The organism is Ruegeria sp. BC8 (assembly GCF_056535705.1).
On sequence record NZ_JBQFIV010000001.1, the window covers coordinates 2,922,662 to 2,946,550 of the forward strand.

Here is a 23,889-nt window from a genome sequence, read left to right on the forward strand (position 1 = left end):
ATCAGCATTCCCGCAGACCGTGAAAATCTGTTTAAGGCCAAAGTCCGGTCAGCGCCGTCCTTCGCGCAACCAGCCCGCCAGCAGGAAGCCACCCGCCAGCAGCAGCACCAGCCAGGGCGGCAACAGTCCGGCCTGGGTCACGTCACGGGTTTCATATGCCTCGCGCGGGGTCAGACCGATCCAGCCACGCCCGGCCGCAGGACGCCCGGCGCGCACGTTGCGGATTGCCGGCAGCCCATCCTCGACCCGGATTACCCCGCCGCGCATCCCGGCCATGACCGGCTCAAGGATTTCGGCTGTTGCGATGGTGCGTTCGAATTCCCGCGGCGCCGCAGGGCCAAGGCCGATGACCGAGGACAGCTCACCTTCCTGCAGGCGATAAAGCCCAATTTCAGGGCCGAAATACTGCGCCTCGAACCGGCCGGGGGACAATTCGCGCAAGGGCACTTCAAGCGTGTCGCCATTGGGTCGGGTGACCGTGACGGGGCCCACCTCTTTGTTCAGGGTCTGGCGGATGATGCGCATTGACTGCCCGTTGGCCTCGGCCCACAGCGCCTCTTCTTCAAGCTCGGGCTCTTTCATCATCCAGTGGGCAAGGCGGCGCAGCAGTTCCAACTGCGGGCCACCGCCCTCGTAGCCGCGGCTCCACAGCCAGGCATGGTCCGAGGCCAGCAGCGCCACGCGCCCTTCCACTACCCGGTCCAGCACCAGCAGCGGGCGGTCGTCGACGCCGGTCATCAGCAACTCACCCGAGCGTTGTTTTACGTCGATCTGCCGCAGCCATGCGCCCCAGTCTCCCGTCTCACCCAGATCGGCGGTCACCGGATGACGCTGGCCCAGGTCTGTAACCGTGGGCACGTAGCGTTCTTCGATGACCCGGGCCGAGGGTTGCGCCGGCAGGATCGCAGACAGGGGCGAGCGGAAGATGCTGTCGGCGGTGGCAAAGTCAGGCCCGGCCGCAATCAGCACAGCACCGCCGTCATTGATGTAGTTGGTCACGTTGTCCAGATAGATCGCGGGCAGGATGCCGCGCCGCTTGTAGCGGTCAAAGATGATCAGGTCGAAATCGTTGATCTTCTCCAGAAACAACTCGCGCGTGGGGAATGCGATCAGCGACAGTTCGTCCACCGGAACCCCGTCCTGTTTCTCGGGTGGGCGCAGGATGGTGAAATGCACCAGATCGACCGAGCTGTCGGATTTCAGCAGATTGCGCCAGGTTCGTCCGCCCGGATGCGGCTCACCCGAGACCAACAGAACCCGAAGCCGGTCGCGCACGCCGTTCATCTGGATCAAGGCGGTGTTGTTGCGGTCAGTCAGTTCGCCATCGGCCTGCGGAACCGTGAACTGGATGACGTTGCGTCCGCCATGGGGCAGGGTCACCGGCAGCTCGACATCCACACCGATCGGGATGCTGAACTGCTGCGGCTCGCCCCCGTCCACCGCGATCTCGAGCGGGGCGGACGCCGGGCCGGCGGGCACCGCGCCACTGTCCTCGACCCGCAAGGTCAGAGTGACGGGCTCATCGATGATTGCAAAGGCCGGCGCATTGCGCACGATCAGGCGGCGGTCCCAGTCCTGCGCGCGACCGGTCTGCAACAGGTGCATCGGCGCGGGCAGGTCGGGGGCCTGATCGACGTCATGCACGATGCCGTCCGACAGAACCAGAATACCGGCGATCCGGGCGCGCGGTTCCTCGGCCAGCGCGGCATTCAGCGCCGCCATCACCTGGGTACCTTCGTCTCCGTCGCCGTCGCCCACGGTGATGCGGCGCAGTTCGGTGTTGTCGCGGGCTTCGATCTCGGCGGCCAGGGCCTCAGCAGTCTGCACGGTCTGTTCTGCGCGGTCAGACAGGGTCTGGCTGGCGCTTTCATCCTCGATCATCAGCACGATGTCGGTCAGCGGGGCGCGGTCCTCGATCTGGTAGACCGGGCCGGACAGAGCCGCCAGCAGTACCAGCGCCGCCAGTCCGCGCAATGCCCAACCTGACAGCCCGCGCCACAGCGCCAGAACCGTCGCGGCCAAAGCGATCGAACCGATAACCACCAGCACGGGCCACGGGATCAGCGGGTCAAAAATGACGGAACCGGTCATTGGCCCAACCTGTCAAGCAGAGCAGGCACGTGCACCTGATCGGATTTGTAGTTCCCGGTCAACACGTGCATGACCAGGTTGACGCCGAACCGGTTGGCCAGCTCGCGCTGGCGCTCTCCGGCATAGCCGCGCCCGACCGGCAGCAGTGCCTGCCCGTTCCGGTCGATTGCCCAGGCCCCGGCCCAGTCGTTGCCACCGATCACCACCGGGGTGACGTTGTCGTTGAGGTTGCGGAAGGGCATGCCTTCGATCTGTTCAGCGTCCAGGGGCGCGGCTTCGACCCAGACTTCGGTTCCGGCAAAGCGGCCGGGGAAATCCTGCAACAGGTAGAACGCACGGGTCAGGACGTGATCGCGGGGAACAGGCTCTAACGCAGGGATATTCAGCGGCGCAGCCAGTTGCTGCAGCTTGCGGCCATTGGGGCTGGAGGCGCCGAACCCGGCGATGTTGGCGTCCCGCGTGTCAAACAGGATCATCCCGCCGGACCGCAGATAGGCGTTCAGCTTGGCATAAGCCTCGGCCGAAGGCTGGGGCTGATCCGGGGTGATCGGCCAGTAGAGCAGCGGGAAGAAAGCCAGTTCGTCACGTTCGAGGTCCACGCCCATGGGCTCGGCCGGTTCGACGGACGTGCGATAAAACAGGGTTTGCGACAGGCCGCGTAGCCCGGCATGGGCGACGTCGTCAATCTGGGCATTGCCGGTCAGTACATGTGCCAGCACCAATTCCTTGGTTGCCTGCAGCGCGAATTCGGTCTCCTCGGGCGTCTGCGCCTGCGCCTGCGGCGCGATCAGTACCGCGCCCAGCGCGACCGCCGCCGCCCGCGCCAGCCCCAGACGCCCCGACAGCGCCAGCGAGGCCACGACGTCAACCGCCAACAGGATCAGGGCCAGGCTCAGCAGCAGACCCCCGATCGGCGTTTCGGCACTGACCTCCTGCCCCTTGATCGGCACATCCGCAGGCCAGCTTATCGGGCGCAGCACGCTGTCCCCGGTCAGCACGTTCAGGGCCAGTTTCTGCTTGCCGCTTTCATACAGACCCGGGCGCAGGTCGGGGCCTAGGGCGCCGGACACCAGCGCCGGGCCATCGACACCGGCCAGATTGCCCGCATCGGACAGGGTTCCGAACCCATCCATCACCTGAATCGGCTCCCACGTGGTGCCTTGCAACTGTTCGACCTGCCGCGTCTTGGCGGCCGAGGCCACGGCCAGCCGGTCGAGCATTTCGACGAACAGGCCCGACAGCGGCAGGGTCGACCATTCGGCATCGGCCGTGACGTGGAACAACACCACCTGACCCAAACCCAGCGGCTTGCGCGTCACCAGCGGCGTGCCATCCGACAGCGCGGCGATCACCCGGTCGGCCAGGTTTGGGTCGGGCTGCGCCATCACCTGGGTGCTGACGGTCACGTCGTCGGGGATGCGCAACCCGTAGAAGGGCGAGCCCTCCTGGAAGGGCGCCAGCCCCTTCGCTTCGCCCCAGCTCATCGCGCCGCCGACCGAGCGGCCACCGCTGCGCAGCCGCACCGGCAGCAGCATGTCTTCGGCATCGCGGCCCAGATCGCTGGCCGCCATGTGCGGACCGGCAAAGCGCAGCAACAGCCCGCCCTGTTCGACCCATTCGACCAACCCGGCCTGTTCGCTGGGGGTCAGCTTGGCCACATCGGCCAGCACGATCACATCTGGGTTGGCGGGCAGAACCTCGGTCAGCCCGCCCTCGACGAAATCGGCGGTGGGGATCAGCACCTGCGTCAGGTAGTGCAGCGGCGACAGCAGCTCCAGCCCCTCGCGATTGACGGTTCCGGCGATCAGGGCGACCTCGCGCCGGCGCAGGCTGTCATCGGTCAGCGACACCGCCCCGGCCGACCGCTGGCCCTGCAGCTCGAACCGCGTGATGCGGGCGCGCAGTTCGGACGGCAACGCCAGATCGGCCTGCGCCTGGGTCGCGCCGCTGTCAAAGCTGACCTCGACCGATTGCAGCAGGCGCATCACGCCCGCAGGGTCGCGCCCCTGCGCATTGATGGTGACGGTCTGCGCCGGACCGGGTGTGGCGCGCACCGCGGTCAGCCGGATCGCCCCGTCCTGATAGGTGGCCGGCCGCAGCGCCAGGATCGGCGCCGCCGCGCGATAGACCGTGACCGCGCCCCGCGCCTGAAGTGCAGACAGCAGGGTTTCACGGCCCGGATAGTCCAGCTTGTCGGTGAACCAGTGCGTGTCGAACCCGCCCTCGACCGCCGACAGGTCGGCCAGCGCCTGTTCGATCTGCGCCGCGTCCGGCTGCCACGGCTGCGGAACCAGCCCGGGCAGGCGGTTGCGCCAGGCTTCGGCGGCCTGGAAAACCGGCGGTTCCGGCTCGGTCAGTCGCAGGATCGACACCGGGCGCCCGGCCCGCCCGGCTTCGGTCAGCTGCGCGTCGATCTGCTCCAGCGTGGCGGGCCAGCGCGTGGCCCCGGCCCAGCTGGCATCCAGCACCAGCAGCAGCGGCCCCGATCCGGTTTGGTCGCGCGACGGGTTCAGCACCGGGCCGGCCAGACCAATGATGATCGCCGCTGCCGCCAGCATCCGCAGAAGCAGCAGCCACCACGGGGTGCGGTCGGATACACTCTCGTCGTCCTTCAGGCCCAGCAAGAGGGTCACCGCCGGGAACAGCCGGCGGATCGGCGCGGGCGGCACGGCGCGCAGGATCAGCCACAGGATCGGCAGGGTCAGAAGACCCAGCAGCACCCATGGTGCGGTAAAGCCGATGCCCGCCAGAACCGTCATCGCGCCCCTCCGTCCAGGGCACGATAGAGCCACAACAGAGCCGCCTGCGCGCTGTCGCCCGTATGGTGCAGGCCCAGCTGCCAGCCGGTGACGCGGCACAGGCGCGTCAGGTCATCCTTGCGCCGCGCCAGCCGCGCCAGATAGCGCTCGCGCAGGTCGCCCGCCTTCAGTGTCTCGTGCCGGACCGTGCCGCCAACGCTTTCGAAGATGGTGCGCCCGCGATAGGGAAAGTTCTCCTCGCCCGGGTCCAGAACCTGCAGCAGCACACCGCGCACGCCGCGGTCGGCGGCCTTGGTCAGGGCCAGTTCGACCTCGTCCAGCGGGCCGAGGAAGTCAGACATGAACACGGCGCGGGCATGGGGAATCATGGCGCGGTGCTCGGGCGGGGCATAATCGGCCTCGGTATCTTCGGACAAGGCCTGCGCCAGCCGGATGATCTGGGCATTGCCGCGCCGGGGCGGCAGGGTGGTGCCGGTCAGGCCCACACGCTCGCCCCCGCGCACCAGCAGGATCGCCGTGGCCAGCCCCAGCAAACGCGCCCGGTCGGCCTTCGTGGGCAGGGATTTATCGGACGCAAAGCGCATCGAGGCGCCCTGATCGACCCACAGCATGATCGACTGCGCGATCTGCCATTCGCGTTCGCGCACATATTGCTGATCGCCGCGGGCCGAGCGCCGATGGTCGATCATCCGCCGGCTGTCGCCGATCTGGGCCGGTCGATATTGCCAGAAATCATCGCCCAACCCCGAACGCCGCCGGCCGTGATCGCCCAGCAGCACGGTTCCGGCCAGGTGTTCGGCCCGCGCCAGCAGCGGCGGCAGCCGGGACGCTTCGGCCTCGGATCTTTCGCGAAGGGTGCGGGCCGCGTTCACGCCGCCGCCTCAGCCCGGACAAGCCCGGCCGCGGTGGTTTCGATCAGGTCGGGCAGGCTGTCACCGCGCGCCCGCGCGGCGAAGTTCAGCGCCATCCGGTGGCTGAGCACAGGGCGCGCCATGTCCAGCACGTCTTCGGCATTGGGAGCCAGCCTGCCCTGCAGCATCGCCCGCGCCCGCACCGTCATCATCAGCGCCTGCGCCGCGCGCGGGCCGGGGCCCCAGGCGACGGTCTCGGACACGCGCTCGGACACGCCAGGTTCTTCGGGGCGGAACGCGCGCACCAGATCGAGGATCAGTTCAACAACCGACTCGCCCACCGGCATCCGGCGCAGCAGAACCTGCGCGGCCAGCAATTCTTCCTTGGTGAAGATCTGGTGCGCCTCTTCCTCGGCCACGCCGGTGGTGGCCAGCAGGATGTCACGCTCGGTCTGGCGGTCGGGATAGTTCACGTCGACCTGCACCAGGAAACGGTCCAGCTGGGCCTCGGGCAGCGGATAGGTGCCCTCCTGTTCAATCGGGTTCTGGGTGGCAAGCACGTGGAACGGCACGCCTAGCGCGCGATCCTCGCCCGCGACGGTCACCGTGCGTTCCTGCATCGCCTGCAGCAGCGCCGACTGGGTACGCGGGCTGGCGCGGTTGATCTCGTCCGCCATCAAGAGTTCACAGAAGATCGGGCCGGGAATGAAACGGAAATGGCGGCTGCCATCCTCGGCGGTGTCCAGAACCTCGGACCCCAGAATGTCGGCCGGCATCAGGTCCGGCGTGAACTGGATGCGGTTGCCATGCAGGCCCATGACGGTGGACAAGGTTTCGACCAGCCGCGTCTTGCCCAGGCCCGGCAGCCCGATCAGCAGGGCATGACCGCCACACAGCAGCGCCGTCAGCGTCAGGTCGACGACCCTCTCCTGCCCGATGAAGCGGCGGGTGATCGAGGATTTGGCCTGTTGCAGTTTCTCTTCCAGCGCTTCGATCTCGGACACGAGGTCGGCGGGTTCGGTCATGACTTTCCCTTCCGTGGACTTATTATAGATGAAGTGTATCGCGCTGCGAGGAAATGGCAAAAACAATGAGCGGACAAAATCCTGTGAAACCTTCGCCCGAGGGTCTGGCGGCCTCGGTCAAGGCGGCCAAACCGCGGGGTCTGCCCCCTGTGGACAAGTGGAATCCTCCGTTCTGCGGCGATCTGGACATGCGCATCGCGCGCGATGGCACCTGGTATTACCTAGGGTCGCCCATCACCCGGTTCGAGCTTGTGAAGCTTTTTTCCTCAATTCTTAAGAAAGAAGGGGACGCCTATTTTCTGGTCACCCCGGTCGAGAAGGTCGGCATCAGGGTCGAAGACGCGCCGTTTGTGGCGGTCGATTTCGACCGGACCGGCGCGGACGAGGATCAGGTTCTGACCTTTACCACCCATGTCGGCGATACGGTGTCGGCGGGTCCGGATCACCCGATACGGGTGGCCATCGACCCGGAAACAAACGAACCCAGACCCTATATATTGGTGCGATCAAACCTTGAGGCGCGGATCGACCGCAAGAGTTTCTACCGCCTTGTGGACATTGCGACGGAACGCGCCGGGCAGGTCGGGGTCTGGTCCGGCGGGCAGTTCTTTGTCTTGGGTCGCGCCGAGGAAACGCCTTAGGCAACCCGTCGTGCGGGACGGTCTTGCGCAAGGACAACCGCCAGCGCCACGACTCCGGCGCCCAGCGCCCGGGTCCAGTTCCACTCCGAACCCAGAACCACCATGATGAGCATCACGTAGAACGGGGCCACATTGATGTGGAATGACGCCAGAGCAACACCCAGCCGGCCGATCGAAGCGATGAACAGGACCTGGCTGAGGCCGAGAGAGATCACGGCGTAGATCGCCAGCATTCCTGCCTGCTGCGGGTCGATCGGCGACGATGGCCAGACTTCGAACCCGAGGACGCTCGACAGATAGAACAGCGCGCCGGCCATGAACGTGCCGCCGATCAGCGTGATCGTGGTACGTCCGGTCTGGCTGAGGTCCGGGAAGTCCCGCGCGGTCGCCATGCTGGCCCAGCAGAACAGCGCGGTCGAGGCGATGGCGCAAAGCGCGCCCAACCCCAGCTGGGCCGGCGCCACCGCGCTGGTTGCGATCAGGCCGCCTATGATCGAAACGGCAACCCCCAGCGCGAAGTTCCACCGCAATCTGCGCGTTCCTGCAGCCAGCTCGAGCAGTGTCGCAATCAAAGGCGCGCAGGAGGCGATGATGGCAACGGTTACGGGATCGGTCAGTTTCTGCGCCAGGATGATCAGGAACATGCCCAAGCCAAGTCCAAACCCGCCCACTCTCATCGCATGGGCCCAGCGCGCCCGCAGCACCGCATCCGCGCCATCGATCCACAGCCAGATCGGAATCATCACGGCCACCGCCAGCATCAGCCGCGCGGCCAGCAAGGCAACCGGCGGCCAGGTCTGCAGCAGGATTTCGGCCGCCGGGAATCCGGCCGCCCAGGCCAGCATCGACGCCACCGCCAACCCGTTTCCGGACAAGGCGGATTGCCGCGCACCGGGCACAGCGAAACTGGGCCCGCGAACGGGGTCCGGACTCATGGCCATCGGTTTCAATCCTTTTGTTGGTGCAGCGCTACGAAAATGATTCGCTGCAATACCCCGACACTTCACATTCGGCCCACGCCGGTCTGGCCGATTTTCGACATATTGTCGTTTTCAAACCCTTTCTCTGCGCACCGCCCGCGACTAAGGTCAGCACGCCATCGGACCGAGAGGACAATGCCCCGATTTGCCGCCAATATCTCGCTGCTCTTTGCCGAGCTGCCTTACCTCGACCGGTTCAAGGCGGCCGCGGATGCCGGGTTCAAGGCAGTCGAGATCCTGTTTCCCTATGACCTGGCGGCCAAGGAAACACGCCGCGCATTGATGACCAACGGTCTGGACTTGGTGCTGATCAACGCGCCGCCGCCCAACTATACCGGCGGCCAGCCGGGCTATGCGGCCGTTCCGGGGGGCGAGGGGCGGTTCCAGTCCGACATCCGCCGCGTCCTGCGCTATGCCGAGGCGCTGAAGCCCGGTTTGATCCACGTGATGGCGGGCTATACCTCGGAGGCGGACGCGCAGGACTGTTTCGTACGCAACCTGCAATGGGCCGCGGATTTTGCGCCGCATCAGCAGTTCACGATCGAACCGCTGAACCCCGTCTCGCAACCGGGATACTTCCTGAATGACTATGATCTGGCCGCCGCGTGCCTGGACCGGATCGACCGTCCGAATGTGGGCCTGCAATTCGACAGCTTTCATGCCCGGATGATCCATGGCGATGCACAGGCCATCTGGGACAGATTCCGCGACCGGATCTTACATGTTCAGATCGGATCGGCCCCCGACCGGTCGGAACCTGGCCGGGACGAGACCGATTTCCCCGCGTTGTTCGCAGCGATCGACGACAGCGGCTATGATGGCTGGGTCAGCGCCGAATACACGCCCTCGACGCGGCGCACCGACGCCTCTCTGCACTGGATGCGATAGGCCTGTGCACCTGCGCACTGGAAATCACATCTTGGATATCGCATACGAAGCGGCAACTCAGCAGAGGAACAGCCGCATGATCCCCGCCCGCTTTGCCCCCGTCCTGTTCGGATTGATCCTGTCGGGGCTGATGTCCTGCATCGTGACCTGCATCGCAACGGTCAAAGAGATCGGGCTGGGCCCCGAGACCTTTGTCAGCTGGATGGGCGCGTGGAGCATCAGCTGGCCGGTGGCGTTTGCTGTGGTTCTGGTCATGGCACCGTTGATCCGTCGGCTGGTCGCGCTGTTAGTCAGGCCCGAGGCCTGACCTGCCGCGAAGATGGCCCGCCGGGCCTGATGAGCGGCACGGCGCTTGCCTAATGCGCCTCGGCCCAGTTGGCGCCTTTGCCCGCATCCACCGTCAGTTTCACGTCCAGCTTCACCGCTGGATCGGGCGCGTTTTCCATCACGTCTCGGGCAATCTCGATGATCTTGTCCACCGCGTCTTCGGCCACTTCGAACAGCAGTTCGTCGTGCACCTGCAGCAGCATCTTGGCCGGCAGCCCGTCGATCGCCTCGGGCATCCGCACCATCGCCCGCCGGATCACGTCCGCCGCGGTACCCTGGATCGGCGCGTTGATCGCCGCCCGGCGGGCAAACCCCGCATGCGGCCCCTTGGCATTGATTTCTGCCGTGTGGATCTTGCGACCAAACAGGGTCTGCACATAGCCATGCTCTTTGGCAAAGGCGATGGTGTCATCCATGTAGCGCCGGATACCCGGGAAGCGTTCGAAATAGCGGTCGATGAAGCCCTGCGCCTCGGCCCGCGGAATACGCAGGTTGCGCGCCAGGCCAAAGCCCGAAATGCCGTAGATCACGCCGAAATTGATCGCCTTGGCCTTGCGACGGATCTCGGGCGTCATCTCGTCCAACGGCACGTCGAACATTTCCGACGCGGTCATGGCGTGAATGTCCAGCCCGTCGGCAAAGGCCTGTTTCAAGGCCGGAATATCGGCGATATGGGCCAGGATGCGCAGCTCGATCTGTGAATAGTCCAGCGAAACCAGAACATTGCCCGGCTCGGCGATGAAAGCCTCACGGATGCGGCGGCCCTCCTCGGTGCGCACCGGGATGTTCTGCAGGTTGGGGTCGGTCGAGGCCAGACGCCCCGTGTTCGCCCCGGTGATGGCGTAGGATGTATGCACCCGCCCCGTGTCGGGGTTGATATGGGTCTGCAGCGCGTCGGTATAGGTCGATTTCAGCTTGGACAGTTGCCGCCAGTCCAGCACACGGCGCGGCAGTTCATGCTCGGTCGCCAGATCTTCCAGCACGTCGGCACCGGTCGAATACTTGCCGGTCTTGCCCTTCTTGCCGCCTTCCAGACCCATCTTTTCAAACAGGATCTCGCCCAGCTGCGCAGGCGAGCCGACGTTGAAGGTTTCTCCGGCCAGCTCGTGGATTTCAGCCTCTAAACAGGCCATTTTCTGGGCAAAGGCGTTCGACATGCGGCTCAGCACGTCGCGGTCGACCTTGATGCCATGCATCTCCATCTCGGCCAGAACCGGCACAAGGGGGCGCTCGAGCGTTTCATAGACGGTGGTCACCTGAACCCGGTGCAACTGCGGCTTGAACAGCTTCCACAGTCGCAGGGTGATGTCCGCATCCTCGGCGGCATAGCCGGTGGCCTCGTCGATCGGCACCTTGTCGAAGGTGATCGCCGATTTGCCCGAGCCCAGCAGCGGCTTGATCGGGATCGGCGTATGGCCCAGATAGCGTTCGGACAGGGTGTCCATGCCATGCCCATGCTCGCCCGCATGCATGGCATAGGACATCAGCATCGTGTCGTCGATCGGGGCCACACCCACGCCATAACGCGCAAATATCTTGGCGTCATATTTCATGTTCTGCCCGACCTTCAGGATCGACGGGTCCTCCAGCACCGGCTTGAGCATCTCCAGCGCCTCGTCCAGCGGCATCTGCCCCTCGGCCAGCGCGTCCGAGCCGAACAGGTCGTCGCTGGACCCATCGCGGTGGGTCAACGGGATATAGCAAGCCTCGCCGGGCTCGATACACAGCGAGATGCCGACCAGATCGGCGATCATTTCGTTCAGGCCCGTGGTCTCGGTGTCCACGGCCAGCCAGCCGCGCTCATAGGCTTGATCGATCCATTTCCGCAGCGCGGCCGCATCGCGCACGCATTCGTATTTGCTGGCATCGAACGGAATGTCCTCGGCCTGCGGCTCATCTGCCGCCGGCGCCGGAGTATCCGCGATCACCGGCGGTTCGACGCCCAGCTTGTCGGCGATCCGCTTGGTCAGAGTGCGGAACTCCATCTCGGCCAGAAACTCCATCAGCTTGTCCGGATCGGGATCGCGCAGCTCCAGATCATCCAGCGTGAAGTCCAGCGGTGTCTCACAATCCAGCTGCACCAGCCTCTTCGACAACTCGATCTGATCTCGTTTCTCGATCAGGGTTTCGCGGCGCTTGGGTTGCTTGATCTCCTCGGCGCGGTCCAGCAGCGTCTCCAGATCGCCGAACTCGTTGATCAGCAGCGCCGCCGTCTTGATCCCGATCCCCGGCGCACCCGGCACGTTGTCGACGCTGTCGCCGGCCAGCGCCTGCACATCCACCACGCGCTCGGGATAGACGCCGAATTTCTCGAACACCCCTTCGCGGTCGATGCGCTTGTTCTTCATGGCATCCAGCATCTCGACACCGTCGCCCACCAGCTGCATCAGGTCCTTGTCGGAACTGACGATGGTCACCCGCCCCCCGGCCTGGCGCGCCTGGCAGGCCAGCGTGGCGATGATGTCGTCGGCCTCGTACCCCTCCAGCTCTTTGCAGGCGATGTTGAAGGCCTCGGTCGCCTGCCGGGTCAGGGGGATCTGCGGGCGCAGGTCCTCGGGCATCGCCTCGCGGTTGGCCTTGTAAAGGTCGTACATGTCGTTGCGGAAGGTGTGCGAGCCTTTGTCGAAGATCACTGCCAGATGGGTCGGCGCGTCAGGGCCGTGGTCGCCATCCACGTAACGCTGCAGCATGTTGCAAAAGCCCGAAACGGCGCCAATCGGCAGCCCGTCCGATTTCCGCGTCAGCGGCGGAAGGGCGTGATAGGCGCGAAAGATGAAGGCCGATCCGTCGATCAGATGCAGATGGCAGCCTTTTCCGAATTTGCTCATGCGCGCTCTCCCTGTCGGTCAGGGACGGTTCTGCCACAGGGGCAGCCGGGTGACCAGTCAGGAACGCGCCCTAGCCGCCAAACAGACCGCTGAAAACATCCGAGAAACTGTTCAGCAGCGCCATGATGACCAGCGCACCGAGGAACGCGAAAAACGCCATCGCGAAGAACTGGAACAGGATCGCACCCGTTCCGATGACCACCCCGGCGATGGCCGGGCGGCGTTTTTCGTGCCGCAGGATGCCGATGACCGAGACGACGATCGCCAACCCGCCCAGCATGGCGACGCCGATCTGCAGAAAGTCATCCAGATCGCGGGTTGGGGCGACCGCCGCGGGCTGCTCCATCCCCGCGGCGGCCCGCAGGGTCGATTTGCCCAACTCGGCGGCCAGTTCGCCCAGCGTCACGCCGGAGGATTGCTGCGGTGCGAACGGCCCTGCCCAGAACACGAACAAGGCTGCGAACAGGGCCAGTACCGCAAGCATAAACCCGGCCCAACCAAAAACCGGATTGCCGGTATCAGCAGCAGTCATATCGGTCATCATTCGCACCTACGTTGGTCACACCAACGCACTAGGTGAAAATCGCGGCGAGATTTGGGCGGACCGCGGTTGGGCAGGCAATCAGTGTTGCTGTGCGTCCTTCAGAACATACTTGCAATCGCAATAGGGGCACTCGACCCAGCCCTGATCCTCGGGGATCTGCAACCAGACGCGCGGATGGCCCAGCGCGCCCTCACCGCCATCACAGGCGACACGGCTTGTCTCGACGATCTTGGTTTCCGGAGCTTCGATTGTCACGGCGTGCGATCCTTCACTGGTTGTAGGCCTCGCGGGCATGCATTAGGTGCGTTTATGAGCGATCAGGAAACCGGGGGCAAGAGCCAGCAATGACCGATGCAGCGATCAGCCTTCGCGGCCTGCGCAAAACCTATCGCGGCGGCAAGGGCCAGCCCGAGAAACACGCACTGAAGGGTATCGATCTGGATATCCCGCGCGGCTCGGTCTTCGGCCTGCTGGGGCCGAACGGGGCGGGCAAATCGACCCTGATCAACATTCTGGCGGGGCTGGTGATCAAGACCGCCGGCCAGGTGACGATCTGGGGCTTTAACCAGGACCGCAACCCGCGCCAGGCCCGCGCCGCCATCGGCGTGATGCCGCAGGAGTTGAACCTCGACCCGTTCTTCACCCCGCGCGGCGCGCTCGAGGTGCAGGCGGGGCTCTATGGCGTCCCCAAATCGCAGCGGCGCAGCGACGAGATCCTCGAACTGGTGGGCCTCAGCGACAAGGCCGAGGCCTATGCCCGCACGCTGTCGGGCGGGATGCGCCGGCGCCTGCTGCTGGCCAAGGCACTGGTGCACCACCCCAAAATCCTGGTGCTGGACGAACCCACCGCCGGCGTGGACATCGAACTGCGCCAGATGCTGTGGGCCAATGTGCGCAAGCTGAACCAGCAGGGCATGACCATCATCCTGACCACCCATTACCTGGAAGAAGCGCAGGAGATGTGCGACGAGATCGCCATCATCAACCACGGCGAGAAGGTGGCGCAGGACAGCACTGCCAACCTGCTGGGCCGCATGGACGGCCGCACCATGGTCATCACCCCCGAGGCCGCCGTGACCGCCTTGCCCGCCGCCCCCGGCGTTCAGGCCAGCCTGCGCGACGACGGCAGCCTGGCGCTGCACTACCGCAGCCCGGAAACCAGCGCCGAACAGGTGCTCGAAGCGGTCCGTCAGGCCGGCATACGCATCCGCGACGTACGCACCGAAGAGGCCGATCTCGAGGACGTGTTCCTTGCCCTGACCTCCTCACGCACCGACGATGCCCCGGCCGACGATCAGGACCAGCCGCGCCGGGGCCTGCACCGGGTCAAGCTGTGACTGGGCCCTGTGACACTTCGGTCTGGGCAGATGAGGTTTTTTCCGAACATCATAAGGCCATCCGCCGGGCCGCCCTTGTGTGGCGGCAGTGCGGGCCAAGCGGTCATCCAGCACACGCAATTCTCAGCCGAAAAGCAGGTCAGTTTCGGACGATACGAGGGCCGTAGCTGACTGACTGATCAGAGCAGACAACATGACCACGTCTTATTAACTCACCAACTAGCGTTTCTAGTTCTTCGTGTTCCAAGGTCTTTCGAAAAAGGGCATTCACCGTTCCTTTTAAGGTTTTGATCTTCCTTGGACGCGAAGTTCCTCTAGACTGCAAACTGTCAACAATCGCATCAATTTTTTGATCTAACGAACTTGCGTTCGAGATTTTGACGAATGGGATTTCGGATATGTCAATATGACGGAGAGCAGGGATCTTCCTTTGTCGCAAATGTGCAATCAAAGGGTCGAAGCCCTTGTCACGAGAAATAATATGAAAGTATGCATCGGCATTATTGGCCGCGAGTTCTCCCAAATAAAAAGCGATATGGAAGTCTAAGGCATTCGAGCCGTTACCCGTTATCTTCTTATAACCAGCACTTTCTCCTAAGCTTTGAAGTGCTTTTGCGAAGTCAAAAGGTACACTCTTTTGGTTAGCGCCGACGAAGACAATCAACTGGCAGTCATGCCCACTGAGGAGCTCAAGGTTCTTCGGCTGAACATTTTCGAAGTCGATCAGGATAAAGTTTTTCTTCAAAGGCCGTGCTCCAATTCGAGCTCGAATCAAATACAGATTACTGGATAAGGTCAATACGAAGCACCTTTGTCCGCTGTGGGCTCGAACCAAACCTTCACCGCACCTGAATCAACACCCCAATTCCTGCGCAATGCAGACAGGGACTCGAAAAAGAACAAAACAAGAATATAATGACGACTCGCCATGTATGCCGAGCTGTCGATCACGTCGAACTTCACCTTCCTCACCGGGGCCTCGCACCCCGAGGAGTACATGGAGCGCGCCGTCACCCTGGGCCTGCCCGCCATCGCCATCGCCGATGACAACTCGGTGGCCGGCATCGTCCGCGCCCATACCCAGGCGCGCGAGATCGCCCGCAAGGTGCGCGAGCGCCGCGCGTGGGAGGAGCAGAACACGCCCATCGGCCCGCCCCGCCCCGATCACATCCCGAAACCGCCCTCGTTCCCGGTGCATGCGGTGCCGCGCCTGATCCCGGCGGCGCGGCTGATCTTTACCGACGCCCCGCCCGTCACCGCCCTGCCCCTCAACCGGCAGGGCTGGGCCAGCCTGTGCCGCCTTCTGTCCACCGGACGGCTGCGCGCGGCCAAGGGCGACTGCATCCTGCACCTGTCCGACCTGCTGGAGTTTTCCGACGGCCTCCACCTGCTGCTCTGGCCACAGGCGGGCCGTCCGACCGGCGGCGCGAGCGGGTGGCGGACACAGGCGCAACAGCTGACGCGCCGCTTTACCGGGCGCATGCATTTGCTGATGCATCCGCGCTATGACGGGGCGGATTCGGCGTTTTTCCATTTGTTAGAGACTGAATCATGCCACCTGGGCCTGCCCACCATCGCCAGCGCCGCGCCGATGATGCATCACGGCTCGCGCCGCCGGCTGGGTGATGTGCTGACCGCGATCCGGCTGCGCCGCAAGGTGGACGATCTGGGCCGTCACGCGCTGGCCAATGGCGAACAGCGCCTGCGCTCGGAACCCGAGATGCTGCGCATCTTCAAGGGGCATGAAGGCGCCGTGGCCCGCGCTTATGCGCTCAGCCAGGAACTCACCTTCTCGTTGGACGAGCTACGCTATGAATACCCAAGCGAGGTCAGCGGCACCGAAACCCCCGCCCAGCGCCTGCACCGTCTGGCGCATGAGGGGCTGGCCTGGCGCTATCCCGCCGGCGCGCCCGAAAAGGTCAAGGCGATGCTGGCGCATGAGCTGACCCTGATCGGCAAGCTGAAATACGAGCCCTATTTCCTGACCGTCCGCGACATCGTGCACTTCGCCCGCGGTCGCGGGATCCTGTGCCAGGGGCGCGGCTCGGCGGCCAATTCGGTGGTCTGCTACTGCCTGGGCGTCACCTCGGTCAGCCCCGAGATGGGCACCATGGTGTTCGAACGCTTCGTCTCCGAGGCGCGGGACGAGCCGCCCGACATCGACGTGGATTTCGAACATGAACGCCGCGAAGAGGTGATCCAGCACATCTATGAACGCTATGGCCGCCACCGCGCGGGGCTGTGCGCCACGGTGATCCACTATCGCGGCAAGCGCGCCATCCGCGAGGTGGGCCGCGCCATGGGCCTGACCGAGGACACGATTTCCGCCCTGTCCTCGCAGCTGTGGGGGTTCTTCTCGACCGCAGGGCTCGAGGCGGAACGGATGCGCGAAATCGGCCTCGACCCCGAGGACCGCCGCCTAAAACAGACTCTGACACTGGTGCATCAGATCAACGGCTTCCCCCGCCACCTGTCCCAGCATGTGGGCGGGTTCATCATCACCGAGGGCCGTCTGGACGAGCTGGTGCCCATCGAGAACGCCACGATGGAGGACCGCACCGTCATCTGCTGGGACAAGGACGACATCGACAGTCTGGGCATCCTCAAGGTCGATGTCCTGAGCCTTGGCATGCTGACCTGCATCCGCAAGGCCTTCGACCTGATCGCCCAGCACCATCAGACGAGTTACACGCTCGCCACCCTGCCGCCCGAGGACCCGGCGGTCTATGACATGCTGTGTCGCGCGGATTCGGTGGGCGTGTTCCAGGTGGAATCACGTGCGCAGATGAACTTCCTGCCCCGGATGCGGCCGCGCAATTTCTATGATCTGGTGATCGAGGTCGCCATCATCCGCCCCGGCCCCATTCAGGGCGACATGGTGCATCCCTATATCCGCCGCCGCAACGGCGAGGAGGAGGTCAGCTTCCCCTCGGACGCACTGGGCGAGGTGCTGGGCAAGACGCTGGGCGTGCCGCTGTTTCAGGAACAGGCGATGCAGATCGCCATCGTCGGCGCGGGCTTCACCCCCGAACAGGCCGACCGGCTGCGGCGGTCGCTGGCGACCTTCAAGAAGCACGGCAATGTCAGCGAATTCCGCACCCTGTTCCTGCGCGGGATGCAGCGCAACGGCTATGACGCCGAATTTGCCGAGCGCTGTTTCTCGCAGATCGAGGGGTTCGGCTCCTACGGCTTCCCCGAAAGCCATGCGGCCAGCTTTGCGCTGCTGGTCTATGCCAGCGCCTGGATCAAGTGCCACCATCCGGGGATTTTTGCCTGCGCGCTGCTGAATTCGCAACCAATGGGGTTCTATGCCCCCGCCCAGATCGTGCGCGATGCGCGCGAGCATGGCGTGCAAGTGCGTCCGGTCTGCATCAATGCCAGCTTCTGGGACAACGTGATGGAGCCAGACGGCCATGGCGGGCTGGCCCTGCGGCTGGGCTTTCGCCAGATCAAGGGCCTGAGCGAAGAGGACGCCAGTTGGCTGACCGCCGCGCGCGGCAACGGCTACCACCAGGTTGACGACGTCTGGCGCCGCGCGGGCCTTGGCCCCTCGGTGATCGAGCGTCTGGCCGAGGCCGATGCCTTTGCCGCCTGCGGCCTGACCCGGCGCGAGGCGCTGTGGCAGGCCAAGGCGATCGCCACCGCCAAACCCCTGCCCCTGTTCGCGCAGGATCTGGAAGGCGAGGCGCTGGACGAACCCGCCGCCCATCTGCCGCAGATGTCGCTGGGCGAGCAGGTGGTCGAGGATTACGTCGCCACCCGCCTGAGCCTGCGGGCACACCCGGTGGCCCTGTTGCGGCACCTGCTGACGCCGGGGCAGCGCGACAATTCCGCCCCTGCATCCGGGCCGGAAAACGCGGTATCTGCCCTGAACAGAGCCTGAATCGAAAGCCTCGACCATGACCCGGCCCGTGCTGCCCCCACGTTTTCCCGCCACGCCCGACCAGATCCGCGCGCAGGTCACCGCATTCTACGCCCGCGTCCGGCAGGACGCCCTGCTGGGCCCGATCTTCAACCGCCACGTCACCGACTGGCCCGCGCATGAGGACCGGATCGCCGCCTTCTGGCGCAACGCCATCCTGTACGAGCGCGGCTACAGCGGCAATCCGCAGCGTGTGCATATCGAGCGTCCGGACGTGAAACCCGAAATGTTTGCCCATTGGCTGGACCTGTTCGAAGAGGTCGCCCACGGCACCCTGCCCCCGGAAACGGCCACGCCCTGGGTGGCGCTGGCCCGACGCATCGGCGCGGGGATGCAGGCCGGTGTCGCGGCCGCCCGCCAACCGGCCGGGGCTCCGCCGATCCTGCGCTGAACGGCCGGCCCCGCAGGGATGTTAGCGGTAAAGTTTGGACTATCCGACTCTGCCGATTGGGTTTAATCAGGCCTCAGACACCTGCCACAGCATCCAATCGCCCGGGACCAGCCAGATGAGCACACAGAACTCGACCCTGCAGGGACTTGGCTTTGCCTTTCTCGGGTTTGCCGTCTTTGCCACCCATGACGCGCTGATCAAGACGCTGGGCGGCACCTATTCCGTGCTGCAGATCATCTTTTTTGCCACGCTGTTTTCCTTTGTGCCGATGGCGGTCACGATCCTCGCGGACCGGACCGCTGGCAATTTTCGGCCGCATCACCCGTGGCTGGTGATGCTACGCTCGGGGCTGATGGTCACGTCGATGTCCTGTGCCTTCTACGCCTTTTCGGTCCTGCCCCTGGCCGAAGTCTATTCGCTGCTGTTTTCCTTTCCGCTGATCGTCACCGTCCTGTCGATCCCGATACTGGGCGAGGTCGTGCGCGCCCAACGCTGGGCCGCAGTGGGCGTGGGTCTGATCGGAGTGCTGATCGTCCTGCGCCCCGGCGCGACCGAGATCACCCTCGGCCACCTTGCCGCCCTGACGGCCGCGTTCTGCAGCGCCTTCGCATCCGTGCTGGTGCGCAAGATCGGAAACGAGGAACGCTCGGCCGTGCTGATCCTGTATCCGATGCTGCTGGCGATCGCGGTCATGAGCCTTGCGCAACCAGCGGTCTATCAGCCGCCTTCGCTGATCCATCTGGCGATGATGGCCTTGGTCGGCGTGTTCTCGGTGATCGCCCAGCACCTGATCATCCTGGCCTATCGCGCGGCGCCCGCCGGCGTTGTTGCACCCAGCCAGTACAGCCAGATCATCTGGGCCACGATTTTCGGCGCGGTGTTCTTTGGGGAAAAGCCCGACAAATGGGTGGCCGTGGGGGCCGCGATCATCATCGCATCGGGCATCTTCGTCGTCTGGCGCGAAAGCCGGGCAGACGTGTCCACGAACAAACCAGTTCTACGTGTGCGTTCGCCACGCGTAGATACGGGCGCATCAGCAAGGCCGAAGTCCAACACCGACCAGTCTTGAGCTGAGCCGCCACAAAAAAAACGGCGCAGATCGACAGCGCCGTCCAATTTTTTTCAAGGTGACCCAAGCCTCAGTAAACCACCACAGACCGGATGCTTTCGCCCTTGTGCATCAGGTCGAAGCCGGTGTTGATGTCGTCCAGACCCATGGTGTGGGTGATCATCGGATCGATCTCGATCTTTCCCTCCATGTACCAGTCGACGATCTTGGGCACGTCCGTGCGCCCACGCGCGCCGCCGAAGGCGGTGCCCCGCCACGACCGGCCGGTGACCAGCTGGAACGGACGGGTCGAGATCTCGGCCCCGGCAGGCGCCACACCGATGATGATCGATTCGCCCCAGCCCTTGTGCGCCGATTCCAATGCCGCGCGCATCACCTGCACGTTGCCGGTGGCGTCAAAGGTGTAATCCGCTCCGCCCTTTGTCAGGTTCACCAGATAGGGGACAAGATCGCCCTCGACCTCGGACGGGTTCACGAAATCGGTCATGCCGAACTTTTCGGCCATCTCGACCTTGGCGGGGTTCAGGTCGACGCCGACGATCTGATCGGCCCCGGCCAGACGCAGGCCCTGAATCACGTTCAGTCCGATGCCGCCCAAGCCGAACACGATGGCGCGGCTGCCGATTTCCACCTTGGCGGTGTTGATCACCGCGCCGATGCCGGTGGTCACGCCACAGCCGATATAGCAGATCTTGTCGAACGGCGCGTCCTCGCGCACCTTGGCCAGTGCAATCTCGGGCAGAACCGTGTGGTTCGAGAAAGTCGAGCATCCCATGTAATGCAGGATCGGATCCCCATCCAGCGTCGAGAAACGCGAGGTGCCGTCGGGCATCAAACCCTTGCCCTGCGTCTCGCGGATGGCCTGGCACAGGTTGGTTTTGGGGTGCAGACAGTATTCGCACTCGCGGCATTCGGGGGTGTAAAGCGGGATCACGTGATCGCCCGGCTTCAGGCTGGTCACGCCGGGGCCGACCTCGACCACGACGCCCGCGCCCTCGTGGCCCAGAATGGCCGGAAACAGGCCTTCGGGGTCGGCGCCCGACAGGGTGAATTCGTCGGTATGGCAGATGCCGGTGGCCTTGATCTCGACCAGAACCTCGCCCGCCTTGGGGCCATCGAGGTTCACGTCCATCACTTCCAAGGGCTTGCCCGCCTGAACGGCGACGGCGGCACGGGTTCGCATGTTGCTTGTCTCCCTGTCTTGTTTGACCCGACCCTGCGTCAAATACAGGGTGTTTTCAACTGCGCTTTCATGGCAGTCTCTGTAAGCTTTTGATATTTCAGAAACGACATTGCCGAAAAGAGGAGCGCCAATGTACCGGTTCATCCCGATCCTGATCGTCCTGGCCGCCTGCGCCGAAACCGACCTGCCCGAACCGGGCTCTGCCGAGCTGGATGCCGCCCCGGTGGATCTGGCCTTCTGCAAGGGCGAACCCTTTGCCCAGTCCGTTGGGCAACCGGTCTCGACCATTCAGGCCAGCCTGCCGGAACGGAGCCGCGTTCTGGGCCCTGATGACATCGCCACGCAGGATTACCGCATCGACCGGCTGAACGTCTATGTGAACGGAGCCGGGGTCATTCAGCGGCTGACCTGCGGATAAGGGCGGACTCGACTCGGGGTATGATTCTCAGATAAGAACAAAATGAGAACATTTTGATGTCTGCCCGATGCCCAAACGCCGAATACTCTCGTTGTGGTTTCCCCGTCTGGGGGCCGAACGGCTGATCCGCGCCGCGCGGGGCCTGCACTCTGGCCCGCTGGCGGTGGTGGCCGAACAGTCGAACATGCAGGTCATCACCTCGCTGAATGCCGAGGCACAAGCAGCCGGTCTGCGCGTGGGCCAGCCGGTGCGCGATGCCCATGCCATGTGCGCCGCCCTTGTCACCCGCCCCCGCAACGCCCCGGCCGAGGCCGCCTTTCTGACCGCGCTGCGCCGCTGGGCGGGCAAGTTCAGCCCCTGGGTCGCCGAAGAGGCACCCGACGGCCTGATCGTCGATCTGTCGGGCTGCGCCCATCTGTTCGGCGGCGAAGAGGCGCTGCTGGACGTGATCGAGACCGACTGCGCCGACATGGGGCTGAGCGTGCAGATGGGCATCGCCGACACGCTGGGCGCGGCCTGGGCGCTGGCGCGCTATGCCGGGCAAGAGGCCACGTCCGACCGCAATGGCGACGCCATTTCCCAAGAGGCCCGCGCCACCCGCGCCCGGGCTGGCAAGCGGCGGCACTGGACCAAGGGCGGCGCCGCGCCGCAGGTGGTGACCGTGGGCGGCGGAGCCAGGGTCGCGCCGCCGGGGCAGGCCTATGGCGCGCTTGCCCCCCTGCCCATCGCCGCGCTGCGGCTGGACGACCAGACCGTGGCGCAGCTGAACCGGCTGGGCCTGCGGCGGATCGGCGACCTGCTGGGCCAGCCGCGCGCGTCCCTTGCCCGCCGGTTCGGGCGCGGGCTGGTGCTGCGGCTGGATCAGGCGATGGGCAGCGCACCCGAGCCGGTCTCGCCCGCGCGGCCCCCGCATCACTTTGCGGTGCGGATGACCCTGCCCAACCCGATCGGTCTGGCCGAGGACGTGATGGCCGCCATCGACCGGATGCTGCCGACCCTGTGCGCGCGGCTGGAAGAAAAGGCGCGCGGGGCGCGGACCCTGCGGCTCGAGGCGCACCGAACCGATCAGGCGGCCGAGATCATCGAGATCGGGCTGGCCCGGCCGAGCCACGACAAACACCGCATTCGCCCTTTGTTAGAGATGAAGATCGACCAGATCGACGCGGGCTATGGCATCGACATGCTGCGCCTTGCGGCGGTGCAGACCGAGCCGGTGCATGCCCGCACCCTGACCGGCCATGCCGAAGCCAGCCGCGCCGTCCGCAACCGATTGGAGGGGAACACCGCGCTGGACGATCTGATCGGAAAGCTGGGCGCGCGGGTGGGGCTCGAGGCGATCACGCGGCAGCACCCGGCGGCCTCGCACATCCCCGAGAAAACCGCACAGACGCTGGCGGCGGCCTGGTCGGAACCGGCGCGCGACTGGCCCGCCCCGCCGCGCCCGCGCCCCCTGCTGATGTGGCGGCCCGAGCCGGTGATGGCCCCCGACCGTCCCGATGTGCCCGCCAATTTCCGCTGGCGCGGGCGCGACTGGCACCTGGCGCAGGCCACCGGCCCGGAGCGGATCGCCCCGGAATGGTGGCTGGACGACCCCAACTGGCGCAGCGGCGTGCGCGATTACTGGGTGGTGGTGACTGAACAGGGCGAGCGGCTGTGGCTGTTCTACGGCCATGGCGGCACCATGTCGGCGGGCTGGTTCTGCCAAGGGCGCCTTGGTTAGAGTCTATTTTCCACGATAGACCAGAATATCCGGAAGGTAATCGATCAGCCGGATGACCCACGAGAACGGCGCCGGAAAGTCGGTCCGGAAGCGCCGGCGCGCCATTGCGCGCAGCACGCGCTGCGCGGCGTCTTCGGGCTCCATCAGCATCGGCATCTTGAAGCTGTTCTTGTCGGTCAGCCGGGTCTTGATGAACCCCGGATTGACGATGCGCACCGTCACCCCGGTTCCGGCCAGGTCATGCCGCATCGTTTCGGCCAGCGAGATCAGCGCCGCCTTGCTGGACCCGTACCCGATCGCCGCAGGCAGTCCGTGATAGCCCGCCAGCGACCCGATCAGGGTAATGTCGCCACGCCCCGCCTTCACCATGGCCGGCACGGTTTCCCCCAGAACCCGCAGCGCGCCTGAGTAGTTCACGTCGCTGATGGCCAGCGCGGCTTCGGTCTGCCAGTCCTGCGCGCGCATCGGCTCATAGGCCCCGGCGTTGTAGACCAGACCGTCAACTTGGCCGATCTCGGCCACGGCGCGGCGCACCTGCGCCAGATCGGTCACGTCCAGCGGTACCGCACGGGCATTGGGCAGCGCGGCGCAAATCTGCTCAAGCCGCTCGGCACTGCGCGCGGACAGCACTAGGTGCGCGCCCTGACCGCCCAAGGCTTCGGCAAGCATCCGGCCCAGACCTTCGCTGGCGCCGATGATCCAATAGGTTTTTCCGTCAAAACTGCTCATGCCGGGCGGTTCGCATTTGCCGAAGCGTGAACAGCCGCGGTCTTGGGTTGGGTTGTCTCGATCATAACATCTTTCATTACGCGGACGGGCAGACCCCGGATCACCAGCAACCGCGATTGATGCAATCCTGACGCACTGCCCGCCGATCAGTGGGAAACAGGGAAAAACATGGCCCGGATTTGATCC

20 protein-coding genes are annotated in these 23,889 nt (G+C 65.0%); 9 read left to right on the forward strand and 11 right to left on the reverse strand.

All coding sequences use genetic code 11. The features are described 5' to 3' along the window. Nucleotides 1-48: 48 nt before the first annotated feature. Genes ACR3EK_RS14770 through ACR3EK_RS14785 form a run of 4 tightly spaced genes read right to left on the reverse strand, consistent with a single transcriptional unit; the run spans nucleotide 49 to nucleotide 6,726 of the window. Nucleotides 49-2,091, reverse strand: coding sequence for a hypothetical protein (locus tag ACR3EK_RS14770; RefSeq protein WP_480633766.1), 2,043 nt, complete (start codon nucleotides 2,089-2,091; stop codon nucleotides 49-51). Next, nucleotides 2,088-4,850 carry a DUF4159 domain-containing protein gene (locus tag ACR3EK_RS14775; RefSeq protein ID WP_480633767.1) on the reverse strand — a complete coding sequence of 921 codons (2,763 nt, stop codon included), beginning with the start codon at nucleotides 4,848-4,850 and terminating at the stop codon, nucleotides 2,088-2,090. The genes ACR3EK_RS14770 and ACR3EK_RS14775 overlap by 4 nt, the downstream gene beginning before the upstream one ends. Continuing rightward, nucleotides 4,847-5,722, reverse strand: a complete 876-nt coding sequence (locus ACR3EK_RS14780) for a DUF58 domain-containing protein (protein ID WP_170364591.1) — start codon at nucleotides 5,720-5,722, stop codon at nucleotides 4,847-4,849. The genes ACR3EK_RS14775 and ACR3EK_RS14780 overlap by 4 nt, the downstream gene beginning before the upstream one ends. Further along, nucleotides 5,719-6,726, reverse strand: coding sequence for an AAA family ATPase (locus tag ACR3EK_RS14785; protein WP_480633768.1), 1,008 nt, complete (start codon nucleotides 6,724-6,726; stop codon nucleotides 5,719-5,721). Before ACR3EK_RS14785 ends, ACR3EK_RS14780 begins: the two co-directional genes overlap by 4 nt. A gap of 65 nt (nucleotides 6,727-6,791) precedes the next feature. Between ACR3EK_RS14785 and ACR3EK_RS14790 the strand changes: the two genes are divergently transcribed. After that, a complete protein-coding gene (locus ACR3EK_RS14790) occupies nucleotides 6,792-7,367 on the forward strand; it encodes a DUF1285 domain-containing protein (RefSeq protein WP_480633769.1) in 576 nt (191 codons plus the stop codon). Here the strand turns inward: ACR3EK_RS14790 and ACR3EK_RS14795 are convergent. Further along, nucleotides 7,364-8,302 (reverse strand): DMT family transporter, encoded by a 939-nt coding sequence (locus ACR3EK_RS14795; RefSeq protein ID WP_170364404.1) that lies wholly within the window; start codon nucleotides 8,300-8,302, stop codon nucleotides 7,364-7,366. The two genes, ACR3EK_RS14790 and ACR3EK_RS14795, sit on opposite strands and share 4 nt — an antisense overlap. Before the next feature lie 180 nt (nucleotides 8,303-8,482). Between ACR3EK_RS14795 and ACR3EK_RS14800 the strand changes: the two genes are divergently transcribed. Both ACR3EK_RS14800 and ACR3EK_RS14805 read left to right on the forward strand, forming a co-directional pair. Then, nucleotides 8,483-9,235, forward strand: coding sequence for a hydroxypyruvate isomerase family protein (locus ACR3EK_RS14800; protein ID WP_480633770.1), 753 nt, complete (start codon nucleotides 8,483-8,485; stop codon nucleotides 9,233-9,235). Nucleotides 9,236-9,311: 76 nt separating this feature from the next. Next, entirely contained in the window at nucleotides 9,312-9,542 is a 231-nt protein-coding gene (locus ACR3EK_RS14805) for a DUF2798 domain-containing protein (RefSeq protein WP_480633771.1), read from the forward strand. A 49-nt stretch (nucleotides 9,543-9,591) separates the two neighbouring features. Here ACR3EK_RS14805 and polA read toward each other — a convergent pair whose 3' ends face one another. The 3 genes from polA to ACR3EK_RS14820 form a co-directional block, all read right to left on the reverse strand. Next, on the reverse strand, nucleotides 9,592-12,390 hold the full coding sequence (gene polA, locus ACR3EK_RS14810) for a DNA polymerase I (protein ID WP_480633772.1): 2,799 nt from the start codon (nucleotides 12,388-12,390) through the stop codon (nucleotides 9,592-9,594). Between the two features lie 70 nt (nucleotides 12,391-12,460). Continuing rightward, entirely contained in the window at nucleotides 12,461-12,931 is a 471-nt protein-coding gene (locus ACR3EK_RS14815; RefSeq protein WP_480633773.1) for a hypothetical protein, read from the reverse strand. An 81-nt stretch (nucleotides 12,932-13,012) separates the two neighbouring features. Then, a complete protein-coding gene (locus ACR3EK_RS14820; protein WP_005980050.1) occupies nucleotides 13,013-13,189 on the reverse strand; it encodes a zinc-finger domain-containing protein in 177 nt (58 codons plus the stop codon). Nucleotides 13,190-13,278: 89 nt separating this feature from the next. Between ACR3EK_RS14820 and ACR3EK_RS14825 the strand changes: the two genes are divergently transcribed. Then, nucleotides 13,279-14,271, forward strand: coding sequence for an ABC transporter ATP-binding protein (locus ACR3EK_RS14825; protein WP_480633774.1), 993 nt, complete (start codon nucleotides 13,279-13,281; stop codon nucleotides 14,269-14,271). Between the two features lie 139 nt (nucleotides 14,272-14,410). Here the strand turns inward: ACR3EK_RS14825 and ACR3EK_RS14830 are convergent, their stop codons facing one another. Beyond that, complete coding sequence (locus tag ACR3EK_RS14830) at nucleotides 14,411-15,016, reverse strand: PIN domain-containing protein (protein ID WP_480633775.1); 606 nt, start codon at nucleotides 15,014-15,016, stop codon at nucleotides 14,411-14,413. 183 nt (nucleotides 15,017-15,199) lie between these two features. Between ACR3EK_RS14830 and ACR3EK_RS14835 the strand changes: the two genes are divergently transcribed. From ACR3EK_RS14835 to ACR3EK_RS14845, 3 genes are all read left to right on the forward strand, one after another. Continuing rightward, the gene (locus ACR3EK_RS14835) at nucleotides 15,200-18,154 is read left to right on the forward strand and encodes an error-prone DNA polymerase (RefSeq protein ID WP_480633776.1); all 2,955 of its coding nucleotides are present in this window, start codon (nucleotides 15,200-15,202) and stop codon (nucleotides 18,152-18,154) included. 16 nt (nucleotides 18,155-18,170) lie between these two features. Further along, entirely contained in the window at nucleotides 18,171-18,584 is a 414-nt protein-coding gene (locus ACR3EK_RS14840) for a group III truncated hemoglobin (RefSeq protein WP_170340938.1), read from the forward strand. A gap of 115 nt (nucleotides 18,585-18,699) precedes the next feature. Beyond that, nucleotides 18,700-19,653: a DMT family transporter gene (locus ACR3EK_RS14845; RefSeq protein ID WP_170341822.1), complete on the forward strand. Its 954-nt coding sequence runs from the start codon at nucleotides 18,700-18,702 to the stop codon at nucleotides 19,651-19,653. A gap of 70 nt (nucleotides 19,654-19,723) precedes the next feature. Here ACR3EK_RS14845 and ACR3EK_RS14850 read toward each other — a convergent pair whose 3' ends face one another. Continuing rightward, on the reverse strand, nucleotides 19,724-20,836 hold the full coding sequence (locus tag ACR3EK_RS14850) for an S-(hydroxymethyl)glutathione dehydrogenase/class III alcohol dehydrogenase (protein ID WP_480633777.1): 1,113 nt from the start codon (nucleotides 20,834-20,836) through the stop codon (nucleotides 19,724-19,726). A gap of 130 nt (nucleotides 20,837-20,966) precedes the next feature. Between ACR3EK_RS14850 and ACR3EK_RS14855 the strand changes: the two genes are divergently transcribed. Next, on the forward strand, nucleotides 20,967-21,254 hold the full coding sequence (locus tag ACR3EK_RS14855) for an I78 family peptidase inhibitor (RefSeq protein WP_170360393.1): 288 nt from the start codon (nucleotides 20,967-20,969) through the stop codon (nucleotides 21,252-21,254). A 67-nt stretch (nucleotides 21,255-21,321) separates the two neighbouring features. Beyond that, nucleotides 21,322-22,974, forward strand: coding sequence for a Y-family DNA polymerase (locus ACR3EK_RS14860; RefSeq protein WP_480633778.1), 1,653 nt, complete (start codon nucleotides 21,322-21,324; stop codon nucleotides 22,972-22,974). A gap of 3 nt (nucleotides 22,975-22,977) precedes the next feature. Here ACR3EK_RS14860 and ACR3EK_RS14865 read toward each other — a convergent pair whose 3' ends face one another. Beyond that, on the reverse strand, nucleotides 22,978-23,703 hold the full coding sequence (locus ACR3EK_RS14865; RefSeq protein ID WP_480633779.1) for an SDR family NAD(P)-dependent oxidoreductase: 726 nt from the start codon (nucleotides 23,701-23,703) through the stop codon (nucleotides 22,978-22,980). Nucleotides 23,704-23,889: the final 186 nt, after the last annotated feature.